The 15,140-nt window shown below is 70.6% G+C and carries 10 protein-coding genes and 1 pseudogene; 8 read left to right on the top strand and 3 right to left on the bottom strand.

What is annotated here, in order from left to right:
- Positions 1–35: 35 nt before the first annotated feature.
- Entirely contained in the window at positions 36–1,643 is a 1,608-nt protein-coding gene (locus E4N62_RS34060) for a metallophosphoesterase family protein (protein ID WP_230220659.1), read from the bottom strand.
- A gap of 142 nt (positions 1,644–1,785) precedes the next feature.
- Between E4N62_RS34060 and E4N62_RS34065 the strand changes: the two genes are divergently transcribed.
- The 4 genes from E4N62_RS34065 to E4N62_RS34080 all read left to right on the top strand — a co-directional run bounded on the left by E4N62_RS34065 (position 1,786) and on the right by E4N62_RS34080 (position 7,827).
- Positions 1,786–2,829, top strand: a complete 1,044-nt coding sequence (locus tag E4N62_RS34065) for a 3-isopropylmalate dehydrogenase (RefSeq protein ID WP_230220661.1) — start codon at positions 1,786–1,788, stop codon at positions 2,827–2,829.
- A 251-nt stretch (positions 2,830–3,080) separates the two neighbouring features.
- Positions 3,081–4,166 (top strand): branched-chain amino acid aminotransferase, encoded by a 1,086-nt coding sequence (locus tag E4N62_RS34070; protein ID WP_230220663.1) that lies wholly within the window; start codon positions 3,081–3,083, stop codon positions 4,164–4,166.
- Positions 4,167–4,609: 443 nt separating this feature from the next.
- A complete protein-coding gene (cimA, locus tag E4N62_RS34075) occupies positions 4,610–6,214 on the top strand; it encodes a citramalate synthase (protein WP_230220666.1) in 1,605 nt (534 codons plus the stop codon).
- A 233-nt stretch (positions 6,215–6,447) separates the two neighbouring features.
- The gene (locus E4N62_RS34080) at positions 6,448–7,827 is read left to right on the top strand and encodes a hypothetical protein (RefSeq protein WP_230220668.1); all 1,380 of its coding nucleotides are present in this window, start codon (positions 6,448–6,450) and stop codon (positions 7,825–7,827) included.
- 170 nt (positions 7,828–7,997) lie between these two features.
- Here the strand turns inward: E4N62_RS34080 and E4N62_RS34085 are convergent, their stop codons facing one another.
- Entirely contained in the window at positions 7,998–8,780 is a 783-nt protein-coding gene (locus E4N62_RS34085) for a serine protease (protein WP_230220670.1), read from the bottom strand.
- A 145-nt stretch (positions 8,781–8,925) separates the two neighbouring features.
- On the opposite strand from E4N62_RS34085, the pseudogene E4N62_RS34090 reads away from it, so the two are divergent.
- Positions 8,926–9,540: pseudogene (locus E4N62_RS34090) on the top strand (phosphotransferase); the annotation flags it as partial.
- A 294-nt stretch (positions 9,541–9,834) separates the two neighbouring features.
- Here the strand turns inward: E4N62_RS34090 and E4N62_RS34095 are convergent.
- A complete protein-coding gene (locus E4N62_RS34095; protein WP_230220672.1) occupies positions 9,835–10,452 on the bottom strand; it encodes a YceI family protein in 618 nt (205 codons plus the stop codon).
- A 148-nt stretch (positions 10,453–10,600) separates the two neighbouring features.
- On the opposite strand from E4N62_RS34095, the gene E4N62_RS34100 reads away from it, so the two are divergent.
- From E4N62_RS34100 to E4N62_RS34110, 3 genes are all read left to right on the top strand, one after another.
- Positions 10,601–12,946 (top strand): polysaccharide lyase 8 family protein, encoded by a 2,346-nt coding sequence (locus E4N62_RS34100; protein WP_230220674.1) that lies wholly within the window; start codon positions 10,601–10,603, stop codon positions 12,944–12,946.
- Positions 12,947–13,111: 165 nt separating this feature from the next.
- A complete protein-coding gene (locus E4N62_RS34105) occupies positions 13,112–14,695 on the top strand; it encodes an acyl-CoA carboxylase subunit beta (protein ID WP_230220676.1) in 1,584 nt (527 codons plus the stop codon).
- 56 nt (positions 14,696–14,751) lie between these two features.
- Entirely contained in the window at positions 14,752–14,946 is a 195-nt protein-coding gene (locus E4N62_RS34110) for an acyl-CoA carboxylase epsilon subunit (RefSeq protein WP_230220678.1), read from the top strand.
- The last annotated feature ends 194 nt before the right edge of the window (positions 14,947–15,140 follow it).

A 15,140-nucleotide genomic window follows, 5' to 3' on the forward strand; every position in this document is an offset into this window, starting at 1 on the left:
ACGACCCGCGCGCCGCGCCGCACCCCGGAACAGGCTCACGTGCCGCGCCGCACCTCGAAGTGGTCGACGCGGTCGCCGTTCTGGGCCAGTGCCGACACCTTCAGGGCCGGTCGCGCTCCGCTGACCGCCTCCACCGAGAGCAGCGAGAAGCCCCGGTAGCGCACCCGCGACCACTCCACCGTCTCCGGCTTCGACGCGCGCGACCTGGTCCACTCGAAGGTCTCGACGGCCTCATGGCGGGTGATGTGTCCCTCGTAGCTCTCCTTCACACCGGACGGGAAGCCGTACAGATCGCGTCCACCGCCGCCCGCCGTGACGTACACGACGCCGTCCCGGGTCGGGTCCGTCGACGCCCCGATGGGCACCGGCCTGCCGACCTCGCCGCCCTTGACGGCGTCGGTGCGCTCGTAGACGTGGTTGTGGCCGTTGATCACCAGGTCCACCTGGTGCTTCGCGAACAGCGGCGGCCAGGCGTCGCGGACACCGCCGTCGGAGGCGTGCGAGGACGTCGAGTAGGCGCAGTGGTGGAAGAAGACGACGATGAAGTCGATGCCCTTCGCGGCCCGCAGCTCCCCCAGCTTCCTGTCCAGCCACTCGGTCTGCTTGCCGCCCGAGTAGCCGAGGTTGGCGGGGATCTCGTACGACACGTCGTTCGCGTCCAGCGCCACGAAGCCGACGTTGCCGTAGGTGAACGCGTACACGCCCGGCGCCGCGCGGGGGTCGAAGCCGTTGTCGGGGAGGGACCAGCGGGCGAGCTGACCGCCGTAGCCGTCCGGCGAGTACCAGGCCTCCATGTCGTGGTTGCCGGTCGTCACCATCCACGGCACGGACCTGGCCACCGGTTCGTTCTGCTTGAGGAACAGGTCCCAGAACCCGGGGTCGTAGCCGTCCGACTCGACCCCCTTGCCGTTGCCGTTGGCGTAGCAGATGTCGCCGGCGTGGAGGTGGAAGGCGGGCTTCTGACGGACGATCAGGTTGTCGTTCGCCGCCGCCGCCTTTCCGACGCCCTGGTCGCCGAACGCGGTGAACACGAACGTCTCCGGCGCGGCGGGTGCCGTACGGAAGGTGCCGATCGTGGAGCGATGGGCCGGGTCGGCCGGGTCGAAGCCCTCGTGGCCGACGCCGTAGTAGTACGTCGTGCCGGGGCGCAGGCCGTCCAGGGCCGCGTGCAGGTAGTACTGGTCCAGCTCCAGGCGCACGCCCTCGATGCCCGGCGTGTGCAGGTCGCGTACCTCCGCCTCGACCTTCCGGGTCAGCTCCTCGGGCTTCAGGCCCACCCGCACGTACGGCTTCCTCACCGCGAACGGCACCTGCCAGGAGATCCGCATCCGGGTCTTCGGGTCCGCGCCGAACGCCAGATGGCGGCCGAAGGGGGTGACGGCGGAACCGGGCGCCTTGGAGGTGGCGGGCGACGGGGCCGAGGTCGTCGCGTTCGGCGAGGCCGGCGAGCCGGACCCGCCGCAGCCGGTCAGCAGCCCGCCGGCCGCCAGCGAGCCCGCCGTCACCAGGGTGCGGCGCCGGGAGAACTTCGTCCGCAGGTACTCGTACTGCTCGGCCATGCTCATCCGGCGTGCGAGCCGCGGGGGGATGCCGAAGTCGAGTACGGGAGGTCCGGGGGGTGTGTCCCTGGAAGGGTGGGTCATGCTCTCGAAGTTCCCAGCGAATCCCAACACCCGCCCCCCGTACGGGTGAACGCGTGGTGACGTGTGGGCAGCGTCACCCGATCGTTCGTCCGTATCGCGGACGCCTCGTGTCATTCCATGGGACAAGGAGTACGGTGCCGTCATGTCTCGCAGCCTCAATCTCGCAGTGATCCCCGGTGACGGCATCGGTCAGGAAGTCGTGGCCCAGGGGCTCAAGGTCCTCTCCGCCGTCCTTCCGCAGGATGTGAAGCTGGAGACCAAGGAGTACGACTTCGGCGCCAAGCGTTACCACGCCACCGGGGAGACCCTCACCGACGCCGACCTCGACGCGCTGAAGCAGCACGACGCGATCCTCCTCGGCGCGATCGGCGACCCGAGCGTCCCCTCCGGGGTCCTGGAGCGCGGCTTCCTGCTCAAGCTCCGCTTCGCCTTCGACCACCACGTGAACCTGCGTCCCTCGAAGCTGCTCCCCGGTGTCGCCACCCCGCTCGCCGGCCAGCCCGAGATCGACTTCGTCGTGGTCCGCGAGGGCACCGAGGGCCCCTACACCGGCAACGGCGGCACCATCCGCAAGGGCACCGAGCACGAGGTCGCCACCGAGGTCTCCGTCAACACGGCCTTCGGCGTCGAGCGGGTCGTGCGTGACGCGTTCGCCCGCGCCCAGGCCCGCCCGCGCAAGAAGCTCACCCTCGTCCACAAGAACAACGTGCTGACCTTCGCCGGTCACCTGTGGACGAACATCTTCAACAAGGTGGCCGAGGAGTTCCCCGAGGTCACCACCGACTACATCCACGTCGACGCGGCCACGATCTACCTGGTCACCGACCCGGCCCGGTTCGACGTGATCGTCACCGACAACCTCTTCGGCGACATCATCACCGACCTCGCCGCGGCTGTCTCAGGCGGCATCGGCGTCGCGGCCTCCGGCAACATCAACCCCTCCGGCGCGTTCCCGTCCATGTTCGAGCCGGTGCACGGCTCGGCCCCGGACATCGCCGGCCAGGGCAAGGCCGACCCGTCCGCCACGGTCCTCTCCGTCGCCCTCCTCCTGCGCCACCTCGGCCACGAGTCCGAGGCCGCTCGTATCGAGGAGGCCGTCTCCGCCGACCTCGCGGAGCGCGTCGGGAAGCCCGCCCGTTCGACGGCCGAGATCGGCGACGCGCTCGCCGTACGAGTAGCCGGCTGACCCGCCGCGCCCACTCGAAATCTTTCGAAGCCGCCGGGTCGCTACCGCACCCGGCGGCTTCCGCATGTTCCCGCCGGGTGCCACCATCATCCCCTGGGTCGCATTCACGCCGTTTTCTTCCGCCGACTCCGCTTGCGATAATCGAACGCGGGGCCGCCGAATGAGGGAATGCTCGGACGTCCTAGCACTCGCCACTGGCAGTACGGATGTGAGCGCGGCCCGTCACAACAACCGGTGAAGGACACCCACTCATGACGCCCACGATCGAGCTCAAGCCCTCCGCCAGTCCGCTCTCCGACGCCGAGCGCGACGCGGTCCTGGCCAACCCCGGTTTCGGCCGCCACTTCACCGACCACATGGTCGTCATCAAGTGGACCGAGGGTCGTGGCTGGCACGACGGCCAGCTCGTTCCGTACGCGCCGCTCTCCCTGGACCCGGCCACCATGGTCCTGCACTACGCGCAGGAGATCTTCGAGGGCCTGAAGGCCTACCGGCAGCCGGACGGCTCCGTCGCCACCTTCCGCCCGGAGAAGAACGCCCGCCGCTTCCAGGCCTCCGCCCGCCGGCTCGGCATGCCCGAACTGCCGGTCGAGACGTTCATCGAGGCGTGTGACGTGCTGGTGCGGCAGGACCAGGCCTGGGTCCCGGCCCACGGCGGCGAGGAGTCCCTCTACCTCCGCCCCTTCATGATCGCCACCGAGGTCGGCCTGGGCGTCAAGCCGGCGGGCGAGTATCTCTTCCTCGTGATCGCCTCCCCGGCCGGCGCCTACTTCCCCGGCGGGGTGCAGCCCGTCTCCATCTGGGTCTCCGAGGACCATGTCCGCGCGGTGCCCGGCGGCATGGGCGACGCCAAGACCGGCGGCAACTACGCGGCCTCCCTCCTCGCCCAGGCCGAGGCGGCGGCCGAGGGCTGCGCCCAGGTCTGCTACCTCGACGCGGTCGAGCGCAAGTGGGTCGAGGAACTCGGCGGCATGAACCTGTACTTCGTGTACGGCGACCGCATCGTCACCCCTTCGCTCACCGGCTCCATCCTGGAGGGCGTCACCCGTGACTCCCTGCTGACGGTCGCCGCGGACCTCGGCTACGCCGCCGAGGAGGGCCGCATCTCCATCGACCAGTGGCAGGCCGACTCCGAGAGCGGCGCCCTCACCGAGGTCTTCGCCTGCGGTACGGCCGCCGTCATCACGCCCGTGGGCACGGTCAAGCGCACCGGCGCCGCCTGGCAGCAGTCCGGCGGCGAGCCCGGCCCCGTCACCCTCAAGCTCCGCGAGGCGCTGCTGAACATCCAGCGCGGCACGGTCGAGGACAAGCACGGCTGGATGCACGAGCTGGGCTGACGCCGAACGGAGAACTCCCTCAGGGCCGCCGCGGACACCTCGTCCGCGGCGGCCCTGCCGTGTTCCGGTCCACTCCGGTGACAGCGGTGATTGCGGTATGCGGTGAGGGCGGTGACCGTGAGGTGATCAGCACGCTGTTCGCATCCTGAGACGGACGGTGAGGGCGGGGGCGGTCTGTGCCAGACTGCCCCCGTGCTCTCGTTCGCCATGATTATTGGCAGCAGGCGCGCCGGTCCGCAGTGACCGCCACGTACGACCAGGTACGGGTGGACACCGTCGTCCTCGACCCGCGCGCAGACCTCTCGCACCCGCGAGGGGTTTTTCGCTTTTCTGGCCCACCTTCAGCCGGGAGCGCAGCGCGAGGGACCATTGGGGACGGTGGAGCCGGTCATTCCGGTACAGACCGAGATCCAGCGGGATCCAACAGCAGGAGCCTTGACACCATGACGGAAACCAGCGAACTCGACGACTCCTTCCACGTCTTCGACACCACCCTGCGCGACGGCGCCCAGCGCGAGGGCATCAACCTCACCGTCGCGGACAAGCTGGCCATCGCACGGCACCTGGACGATTTCGGCGTGGGCTTCATCGAGGGCGGCTGGCCCGGCGCCAACCCGCGCGACACCGAGTTCTTCGCCCGCGCGCAGAAGGAGATCGACTTCAAGCACGCCCAGCTGGTCGCGTTCGGCGCCACCCGCCGCGCGGGCGGCAAGGCGAGCGAGGACCCCCAGGTCAAGGCCCTGCTCGACTCCGGCGCTCCGGTGATCACCCTGGTCGCGAAGTCCCATGACCGTCATGTGGAACTGGCCCTGCGCACCACCCTCGACGAGAACCTGGAGATGGTCCGCGACACCGTCGCCCACCTCCGTGCCCAGGGCCGCCGGGTCTTCGTCGACTGCGAGCACTTCTTCGACGGCTACCGGGCCAACCCCGAGTACGCCAAGGCCGTCGTCCGTACCGCCTCCGAGGCCGGCGCCGACGTGGTGATCCTCTGCGACACCAACGGTGGCATGCTCCCCGCCCAGGTCCAGGCCGTCGTCGCCACCGTCCTCGCCGACACCGGCGCCCGCCTCGGCATCCACGCCCAGGACGACACCGGCTGCGCGGTCGCCAACACCCTGGCCGCCGTCGACGCGGGCGCCACCCACGTCCAGTGCACCGCCAACGGCTACGGCGAGCGCGTCGGCAACTCCAACCTCTTCCCGGTCGTCGCCGCGCTGGAGCTGAAGTACGGCAAGAAGGTCCTCCCCGAGGGCGCTCTGCGCGAGATGACGCGGATCTCGCACGCGATCGCCGAGGTCGTCAACCTCACTCCCTCCACCCACCAGCCGTACGTCGGTGTATCGGCCTTCGCGCACAAGGCCGGCCTGCACGCCTCCGCGATCAAGGTCGACCCGGACCTGTACCAGCACATCGACCCCGAGCAGGTCGGCAACACCATGCGGATGCTGGTCTCCGACATGGCGGGCCGCGCCTCCATCGAGCTGAAGGGCAAGGAACTGGGCGTCGACCTCGGCGACGACCGCGAGATGGTCGGCCGGGTCGTCGAGCGGGTCAAGGAGCGCGAGCTGCGCGGTTACACCTACGAGGCCGCCGACGCCAGCTTCGAGATCCTGCTGCGCGACGAGGTCGCGGGCAAGCCGCAGCGGTACTTCCGTACGGAGTCCTGGCGGGCCATCGTCGAGGACCGCCCCGACGGCAGCCACGCCAACGAGGCCACGGTCAAGCTGTGGTCCAAGAGCGAGCGCATCGTCGCCACGGCGGAGGGCAACGGCCCCGTCAACGCGCTCGACCGCGCCCTGCGCGTCGCCCTGGAGAAGATCTACCCCCAGCTCGCCAAGCTGGAGCTGGTGGACTACAAGGTCCGCATCCTGGAGGGCAAGCACGGCACCAACTCCACGACACGGGTGCTGATCTCCACGACGGACGGCACGGGTGAGTGGTCCACGGTGGGCGTCGCCGACAACGTGATCGCCGCGTCGTGGCAGGCGCTGGAGGATGCGTACACCTACGGGTTGCTGCGCGCGGGCGTGGAGCCGGCGGAGTAGGTCCGGGTGGGTGGGGGTGGTTGTCGGGTGTGGGTCTGAAAGAGGCCGGGCTGCGGGGATGAAAAGCATGGGGCGCAGCCCCTGCTTTTCAGGGGCGCGGGGAACTGCGCGAGAAGCCCCACCGGGCCGGCACCCGACAACGCACCCCAGCGCCGCCCCCGACAGCCGCAGAGCTCACGATCCCCGTTGATCGAATCGTCCGTTTTCCTGACGATCGAGGTAGCTTCGAAGATATGAAAGGCGTACCGAGTCGACGTCGTCTCCTCCTCCGCCTAGTGATCGCGCCGCTCGCCGCGGCGACCCTGGCGGTGCTGTCGGTCGGTGCGCCCGGCGCACACGCGGCCACCGACCTGTCCACGGTGGCCGCGGCCCTGCGCGAGGGCCCCGTCTACGTCGACCCGGCCGCCACCGACCTGCTCTCCTCGACGGACGCCGAGGCCCTCGCGGACAAGATCGAGGACGCGGACGAGCCGATCTTCGTGGCGGTCCTCCCGGCCGGACACCCCACCGAGAACCTCTTCCAGAACCTCCGCACCGAGACGGGCATCACCGGTCTCTACGCCGTCCGCCTCGGCGACCGCTTCGACGCCCGCGCCGACAGCAGCGTCCTGAGCCAGGACGCCGTCGCCAACCTGGTCACCGCGGTCCAGGGCGCCGGCGACCCGAAGGCCCAGCTCAACGACTTCGTGGACGACGCCCTGCGCAGCAACCCCGGCGGCACCGCCCCGTCGAGCTGGAGCGACGGTGCCGACGCGGGCGTGGACGCCGGCGCCCTGGCGGCGGCGGGCGCGGTCGTGGTCGCGGGCGGCGTCGGCGCGTACGCGCTGGTCCGCCGAGGCCGCCGCCGCAAGGAGGAGGAACGCCGCGAGGCGCTGGCCAAGCTCGCCGTGGTGGTCGACGAGGACATCACGGCCTTCGGCGAGGAACTGGAACGCCTGGACTTCCACCCCGCCGAGGCCGGCGCCGACGACGCGATGCGCGCCGACTACGAACGGGCCCTGGACGCCTACGAGAAGGCCAAGTCCCTCATGGCGGCCGCCACCCGCCCCGAGGAGGTCCGCGCGGTGACCCAGACCCTGGAGGACGGCCGCTTCTCCCTGGCCCAGCTCGCCGCCCGCAGAGCGGGCCGCCCCCTGCCGGAGCGCCGCGCCCCCTGCTTCTTCGACCCCCGCCACGGTCCGTCGGTCGCGGACGTCCTGTGGGACCCGGGCGTCGGCACCGCACGCGAGGTGCCGGTCTGCGCCGCCGACCGAGCCCGCCTCGCCGACGGCCAGGACCCCGTGATCCGCGAGGTGGAGACGGTCTCCGGCGCCCGCCGCCCGTACTGGGACGCCGGCCCGGCCTACGGCCCCTGGGCGGGCGGCTACTTCGGCGGCGGCATCCTCCCCGGCCTGCTCGTCGGCACCATGCTCGGCAGCATGATGGCCACCCCCTCGTACGCCGCCATGTACGGCTCCGGTTACGGCGACTTCGGCGCGGGCTCCGGCTACGGCGGCGGCGACGTCTCGGGCGGCGACTTCGACACGGGCGACTTCACCGGCGGCTTCGGCGGTGGTGACTTCGGCGGAGGGGGCGACTTCGGAGGCGGCGGCGACTTCGGCGGAGGCTTCTGAGAACCGCCCCGGGCCGGGCCGCCACGAACGCCGGACCGGCCCGGCCCCGGACACACAGACACGAACACGGGCCCGGCGCTGGGAGCCGCCGGGCCCGTGGACGTCGTACGAGGTCATGCGAGGTGGTGCGGGGTCGTGCGAGAGACGACGGGCGCTGTCGCGGAGCCTCGTCAGAGAGTCGACGCGGCCGCCGCGATCTGGGACGCGAAGGTCGACACCTCGCTGTAGACACCGGGGGCGTTGGGCCGGGCGCAGCCTATGCCCCAGCTGACGATGCCGACCTGGATCCACTGGTTGGCGTTGTCCCGGCGGAACATCGGACCGCCGGAGTCGCCCTGGCAGGTGTCGACGCCACCCGCCGCGTACCCGGCGCAGATCTCCTCGGCGGCGATGAGCCCGCCGTAGCCGCTGTAGGAACGACACGTCGCGTCGCTCACGAACGGCACGGTCGCCTTGAGCATGTATCGCTGCTGCGCGCCGCCCTGGGTGGCCGCGCCCCAGCCGGCGACCGTGAAGGTGCCGGAGTTGTACGCGGTGGTCGTGGCGATCTTCAGGGTCGGGAGGTTGATGGGCGAGGCGAGCTTGATGAGTGCCCAGTCCTTGCCGTCGCCGTTGTAGCCGGGGGCCCGGTAGACCTTGGTCGAGCGGACCTGGACCCGGCCGCTGGTGCTCTGGAGGTCCACGACACCGGCCGTGGCCGTGATGCTGGTGTTGTTGCCCGTCGCGCCCACGCAGTGCGCGGCCGTGAGCACGATCTGCTGGGTGTACAGGGAGCCGCCACAGCCCATCGACAACCGGACCATGAACGGGAACTCGCCCTGCGCGGCCCGCGTTCCGCCGACCACCGGCGCCGGCGCGGCCGTCGCCGCCGACACGGGCTGCAGGCTGGCGATCGCGAGCGCGGCGGCACCGACAACCGCACATCTCTTCAGGGCGGTGATGAGTCGCTTCAACGTGATGCCTTCCGTGGGGGGTTGACATGCGATGAGTCGTTCGATGACGCGTACTGCCGAACCGCAGATATGGCATAGGCATGCCAATGAGACGACAGGAAATCGCCTCTGCTGGCATGCCCAGGTCAATTTCTGTTGCAGGATTATGAGAACGTCGGCACCGCGCACACAAGAGGTACGAACCAGCCAGCCCACTTCCCGCCCACGGCCGATCAGCGAACCCTCCCGCGAAAATCGGAGTGCGACGGCCCCGGACGCCCGGCACGTGCCGTTGCCCGTGGCGGAGCCGGTCGCGGTCGGTGCGCCGGGCGCGGGATACCCGTTCCCGTGGTCGGTGCGGCGCTGGCTCCCGGGGGAGACGGTCGAGGTCGCGACGGGCGTCGACCGGACGCGTCTCGCCCGCGACCTCGGCGACTTCCTCGCCCGACTGCGCGAGGCACCGGTCGGGCGTGGCCCGGCCGCCGGACGGCACTCGTACTTCCGGGGCTGCCATCCCAGCGTCTACGGCGACGAGGCCGAGGCGGCCCCGGAGCGGCTGGCGGACTCCGTCGACGTCGCGGCCTGCCGGACCGTGTGGGCCGAAGCGCCGACCTCCGCCTGGCTCTCCGCGCCGACCTGGTTCCACGGTGACGTCTGCGTCGGGAACCTGCTGACCGCGGAGGGGGCTCTCTCCGCCCTCATCGACTTCGGTTCCTCCGGCGTCGGCGACCCCGCCTGCGACCTCGTGGTCGCCTGGAACCACTTCACCGGCGAGGAAGGGAAGGACTTGCGCGATACCGTCGGCCTCCCCGACGACGCCTGGCGACGGGCCCGGGGCTGGGCACTGTGGAAGGCCCTGGTGAGTACGGCGGGACTGTCCAGCCCCGACCCCGAGGGCCGACAGCGCCGCGTGCTCGACCAGGTGCTGGAGGGCGCGGTCGTCCAGGGCGTACGGACAAGGCCGAGCCCTCGCCCTCCGACTGCCCCGTGGGCAGTCGGAGGGCGAGGGCTCGGTGGGGCGTCGCAGCCGCGTGTCAGAGCGTGTCGGAACCGCGCGGCGGGACCGCCGAAGAGGTCACGCGTTCCGGATCGCCGAGATGTCGAAGGTGAGCTTGATCTTGTCCGACACCAGGACGCCGCCCGTCTCCAGCGCCGCGTTCCAGGTCAGACCCCACTCGGAGCGCAGGATCTCCGCCTTGCCCTCGAAGCCGACGCGCTCGTTGCCGAAGGGGTCCTTGGCGGCGCCGTTGAACTCCAGGTCGATGGTGAGCGGCTTGGTCGTGCCCAGGATGGAGAGATCGCCGGTGATGCGGTAGTCGTCGCCGCCGAGGGCCTCCGCCTTGGTGGAGCGGAAGGTCATGGTCGGGAACTCCTCCGTCCGGAAGAAGTCCGCGCTCTTCAGGTGACCGTCCCGGTCGGCGTTGCCGGTGTCGATGCTCTCCATCTTGACGTCGATGGAGGCGGTGGACTGGGACGGGTCCGTACCGTCCAGGTGCAGGCTGCCGGAGAAGTCCAGGAAGGCGCCCTTGACGTTGGTGACCATGGCGTGGCGGGCCGTGAAACCGATCGTGGTGTGGGACGCGTCGATCGAGTAGTCGCCGGTCAGCGCGGCGAGGTCGGGGTTCACCGCGGAGACGGTCGCCGAGGTGGTGTCGGTGTCGGTGGTCGAGTTGCTGCGGCCGAAGATACCCATGACGTGACTCCTTGAGTGATGTCGTTCAATGTTCAACGAACTGAACACGGCCCACCGTAGACCTATTCCGTTCAATTTTCAACTGTATCGATTCGGTGATCGGTGTGTCACGCGTTGTTGATCCGATGGCTCCCGAGTGGTACACGGCATGGCCATGACCCCCACACGCCGGACCGTCCTGCTCCTCGCCGCGACCCTGGCGGCCACGACCGCTCCCGGCCCCGCCCACGCGGCCGACGAGTACGACACCCTCCGCCGCCGCTGGCTCGCCATCGCGCTCGGCGAGGGCTACGACCCCATCGCCGAGCCCTACGCCACCCGCCTGCGCGAGACCGGCGACCTCGCCCACGCCTTCCGCGCGGCCATGGCGCCCACCGCGAACTCCCTCTGGCCGGGCCACCCCTTCGACCCGCCCGCGGGAATCACCCAGAGCTACAGCCGCCTGTGGACGATGACCCAGGCCTACCTCCAGCCCGGCACCGGCCGTACCGGCGACACCGCCCTCCTCGCGGACGTCCTGCGCGGTCTCGACCACCTCACCGCGACCGTCTACCACCCCGGCACCACCCACTACGGCAACTGGTGGGAGTGGCAGATCGGCAGCCCGCGCCTCCTGCTGGACATCGTCGCCGCCCTGTACGACGAACTGACCCCCGCCCGCATCGCCGACGCCTGCGCGGCGATCGACCACTTCATCCCCGACGCGATGCTCCGCGACTACAGCGGCACCTCCACCGGCGCCAACCGCGTCGACCTCTGCCGCTCCGTGGCCCTGCGCGGCATCCTCGGCCGCGCCCCCGAGAAGATCGCCCTCGCCCGCGACGCCCTCTCACCCGTCTTCCCGTACGTCACCCGGGGGGACGGCCTCTACGCCGACGGCTCGTTCGTGCAGCACACCTGGGTCGCCTACTCGGGCACGTACGGGCAGGTCATGCTCGACGGACTCGGCCGGCTCCTCGCGCTGCTGGCCGGGTCGAGCTGGGCGGTCACGGATCCGAACCGGCAGGCCGTGCTCGACGGCGTGGAGCGGGCCTTCGCCCCGCTCGTCCTCGACGGACTGGTGATGGACAGCGTCAACGGCCGTGCCATCAGCCGGGGTTACCTCAAGGGCGACGACCGGCACATCATGCGCAGCGACCACTTCCATGGTCAGGGGATCATCGCGGCGATCGCGCTGCTCGCGCTCGGCGCCGGCCCCGCCGAGCGCGAGCGGTGGCACGGGCGGATCAAGGGGTGGATCGAACGCGACACGGTGACACCGATCCTCACGGCGCGACAGTTCGGTGTCGCGGACCTGGCCCGGCTGCACGCCGTCGCCGCCTCCCCGGTCGCCGCCGCGCCCGAACCCGTCGACCACCGCCTCTTTCCGGCCATGGACAGAGCCGTCCACCGCCGCCCCGTCTTCACCGTGAACATCGCCATGGCCTCCGACCGCATCGCCCACTACGAGTGCGGCAACGGCGAGAACCCGCGCGGCTGGCACACGGGTTCGGGGACCACCCTGTGGTGGGCCGAGGGGCACGGCGACCAGTACACGAACTGGTTCTGGCCCACCGTCGACTGGTACCGCCTCCCCGGCACCACCGTCTCCACCAAACGGCTCGCCGACCGCGAGGGCGGTGAATGGGGCGCGCCGAAGCCCGCCGTCCGCTGGGTCGGCGGTACGACCGACGGCGAGTACGCGGCCATCGGCCAGCACCTCGCCGGCCTCGGCTCCACGCTCCGGGCCCACAAGTCGTGGTTCTGCGTCGCGGACGCCGTCATCTGCCTCGGGGCGGGGATCACGTGCGCGGACGGGGCGCCGGTGGAGACGGTGGTCGACAACCGGAACCTGGGGGAGCCGGGGGAGAACGGCGCCACGGCGGCTCCCCAGCCGCTGGTCCGAGGCCGCCGCTGGGCACATCTGGACGGCCACGGCGGCTGGGTCCTCCCCGACGCGCGGTCGGACGGCGCCCTGCGCACCCTCCGCGAGGACCGCACCGGAGCCTGGTCCGACATCAACACCGGCGGTACGACCGAGCGCCGCACCCGGCGCTGGCAGACCCTCTGGCTGGACCACGGCACCGATCCGGTGAACGCCGACTACGCCTATCTGCTCATGCCCGGAGCGTCCCGCCACGCCGTCGAGGCCCGTGCCGCCGACCGGCGCTGGTTGTCGATCTTCACCAACGACAGCACGAGCCAGGCCGTCCACGTCCCCTCGCTCGGGCTGATCGCCGCCAACTTCTGGGGGTCCGGTGCGGCGGGCCCGCTCACGGCGTCCGCCGGGGCGAGCGTGCTGGTCCGCCACCGGGGGAGGGGCGCTACCCTCTGCGTGAGCGAACCGGCGCGCACCGGCGAGCCGGTGGAGATCATCTGGAGTGGCCCGTTCCGTACGGTGACCCGGGCGGACGGCCCGGTCGAGGTGCTGGAGTCGGCCCCCGGCCGGCTACGGCTCCGCATCACCCCCGGCACGGCCTGCGCCACTCACACCTGTGACCTGATTCTCCCCTGACAGGTCCGAGCCGCCTTTGTGTGACTCCTACAAGCCCCACACCCCCTGAGCAGTCGGTTCGACTGCATGGGGACGAGGTTCTGTTCAGGGGTACCAGGAAAACACGCCGGAGACTGTACGGAGTCGACGGACCGCTTTCCTCGCTCGGCTTCGTAAGGTCACTACATGACCGTTTTGGATGAGGCACCGGGTGAGCCGACGGACGCGCGCGGGCGAGTGGCCGAACTGCACGAGATCCGTGCCCAGGCGTTGGCCGGCCCCAGCGAGAAGGCGACCGAGGCGCAGCACGCCAAGGGCAAGCTGACCTCCCGGGAGCGCATCGAACTGCTGCTGGATGCGGGCTCGTTCAACGAGGTCGAGCAGTTGCGCCGGCACCGGGCCACCGGGTTCGGTCTGGAGGCCAAGAAGCCGTACACCGACGGTGTGATCACCGGTTGGGGCACGGTGGAGGGCCGTACGGTCTTCGTCTACGCCCATGACTTCCGGATCTTCGGCGGGGCGCTGGGCGAGGCCCACGCCACGAAGATCCACAAGATCATGGACATGGCCATCGCGGCCGGTGCCCCGCTGGTCTCGCTCAACGACGGCGCGGGCGCCCGGATCCAGGAGGGCGTCTCGGCGCTGGCCGGCTACGGCGGCATCTTCCAGCGCAACACCCGGGCCTCGGGCGTCATCCCGCAGATCAGTGTGATGCTCGGCCCGTGCGCGGGCGGCGCGGCCTACAGCCCCGCCCTGACGGACTTCGTCTTCATGGTCCGTGAGACCTCGCAGATGTTCATCACCGGTCCGGACGTGGTCAAGGCGGTCACCGGCGAGGAGATCACCCAGAACGGCCTGGGCGGCGCGGACGTGCACGCCGAGACCTCCGGCGTGGCGCACTTCGCCTACGACGACGAGGAGACCTGCATCGCCGAGGTGCGCTACCTCCTGTCGATGCTCCCGCAGAACAACCGCGAGAACCCGCCGCGTGTGGAGCCCTCCGACCCGGTGGACCGCCGCAGCGACGTCCTCCTCGACCTGGTACCGGCCGACGGCAACCGGCCCTACGACATGACCAAGGTCATCGAGGAGATCGTCGACGACGGCGACTACCTGGAGATCCACGAGCGCTGGGCCCGCAACATCATCTGCGCCCTCGGCCGGCTCGACGGCCAGGTCGTCGGCATCGTCGCCAACCAGCCGCAGTCCCTCGCGGGCGTCCTCGACATCGAGGCCAGCGAGAAGGCCGCCCGGTTCGTGCAGATGTGCGACGCCTTCAACATCCCGATCATCACTCTTCTGGACGTGCCCGGCTTCCTGCCCGGCGTCGACCAGGAGCACGGTGGAATCATCCGTCACGGCGCGAAGCTGCTGTACGCCTACTGCAACGCGACCGTGCCCCGGATCTCGCTGATCCTGCGCAAGGCGTACGGAGGTGCCTACATCGTCATGGACAGCCAGTCCATCGGGGCCGACCTCACCTACGCGTGGCCCACCAACGAGATCGCCGTCATGGGTGCCGAAGGCGCCGCGAACGTCATCTTCCGGCGCCAGATCGCCGAGGCCGAGGACTCCGAGGCGATGCGGGTCCGGATGGTCAAGGAGTACAAGGCCGAGCTGATGCACCCGTACTACGCGGCCGAGCGCGGCCTCGTGGACGACGTGATCGACCCTGCGGACACCCGCGCGGTCCTCATCCGCTCCCTGGCGATGCTCCACACCAAGCACGCGGACCTGCCCTCCCGCAAGCACGGCAACCCGCCGCAGTAACCCGCCGGTTCCTTCGCGGTACCCCTGCGGAAACCTCATCCACGGAGACTGATTCCATGAAGCTGCCTGATATTCGCGTCGAGAAGGGCCACGCCGAGCCGGAGGAAGTGGCCGCGATCACCGCGCTGCTGCTGGCCCGAGCGGCCGCGCGGCCGACCGAGGCCACCCCGGTCCACCGCGGCCGCCTCCGCGCGGGCTGGCGGCGCCTGGAACGCGAGCCGGGTTTCAGGGCGCCGCACAGCTGGCGCTGAGCCCTGTTTGTCGAAGGGACCCTCTCCGAAAGGAGGGTCCCTTGGCGTGTGGGTCGGGTGCGGGTGGGTGGGGGTTGCCCGCGCAGTTCCCCGCGCCCCTAAAGACACAGGCCCTGCGCGAGAAGCCCCACCCACCCGCACCCGACCCACAACGAAGGGGACCCCTTCCCGCAACAACGGGAAGGGGTCCCCTG

Source organism: Streptomyces sp. MNU76 (genome assembly GCF_020982545.1).
Classification (GTDB): Bacteria; Actinomycetota; Actinomycetes; order Streptomycetales; family Streptomycetaceae; genus Streptomyces.

Excerpts from the sequence above, each read along its gene's own strand:
- E4N62_RS34060 (WP_230220659.1), bottom strand. The coding sequence starts at position 1,643 with ATGACCCACCCTTCCAGGGACACACCCCCCGGACCTCCCGTACTCGAC.
- E4N62_RS34065 (WP_230220661.1), top strand. The coding sequence starts at position 1,786 with ATGTCTCGCAGCCTCAATCTCGCAGTGATCCCCGGTGACGGCATCGGT.
- E4N62_RS34070 (WP_230220663.1), top strand. The coding sequence starts at position 3,081 with ATGACGCCCACGATCGAGCTCAAGCCCTCCGCCAGTCCGCTCTCCGAC.
- cimA (WP_230220666.1), top strand. The coding sequence starts at position 4,610 with ATGACGGAAACCAGCGAACTCGACGACTCCTTCCACGTCTTCGACACC.
- E4N62_RS34080 (WP_230220668.1), top strand. The coding sequence starts at position 6,448 with ATGAAAGGCGTACCGAGTCGACGTCGTCTCCTCCTCCGCCTAGTGATC.
- E4N62_RS34095 (WP_230220672.1), bottom strand. The coding sequence starts at position 10,452 with ATGGGTATCTTCGGCCGCAGCAACTCGACCACCGACACCGACACCACC.
- E4N62_RS34100 (WP_230220674.1), top strand. The coding sequence starts at position 10,601 with ATGGCCATGACCCCCACACGCCGGACCGTCCTGCTCCTCGCCGCGACC.
- E4N62_RS34105 (WP_230220676.1), top strand. The coding sequence starts at position 13,112 with ATGACCGTTTTGGATGAGGCACCGGGTGAGCCGACGGACGCGCGCGGG.
- E4N62_RS34110 (WP_230220678.1), top strand. The coding sequence starts at position 14,752 with ATGAAGCTGCCTGATATTCGCGTCGAGAAGGGCCACGCCGAGCCGGAG.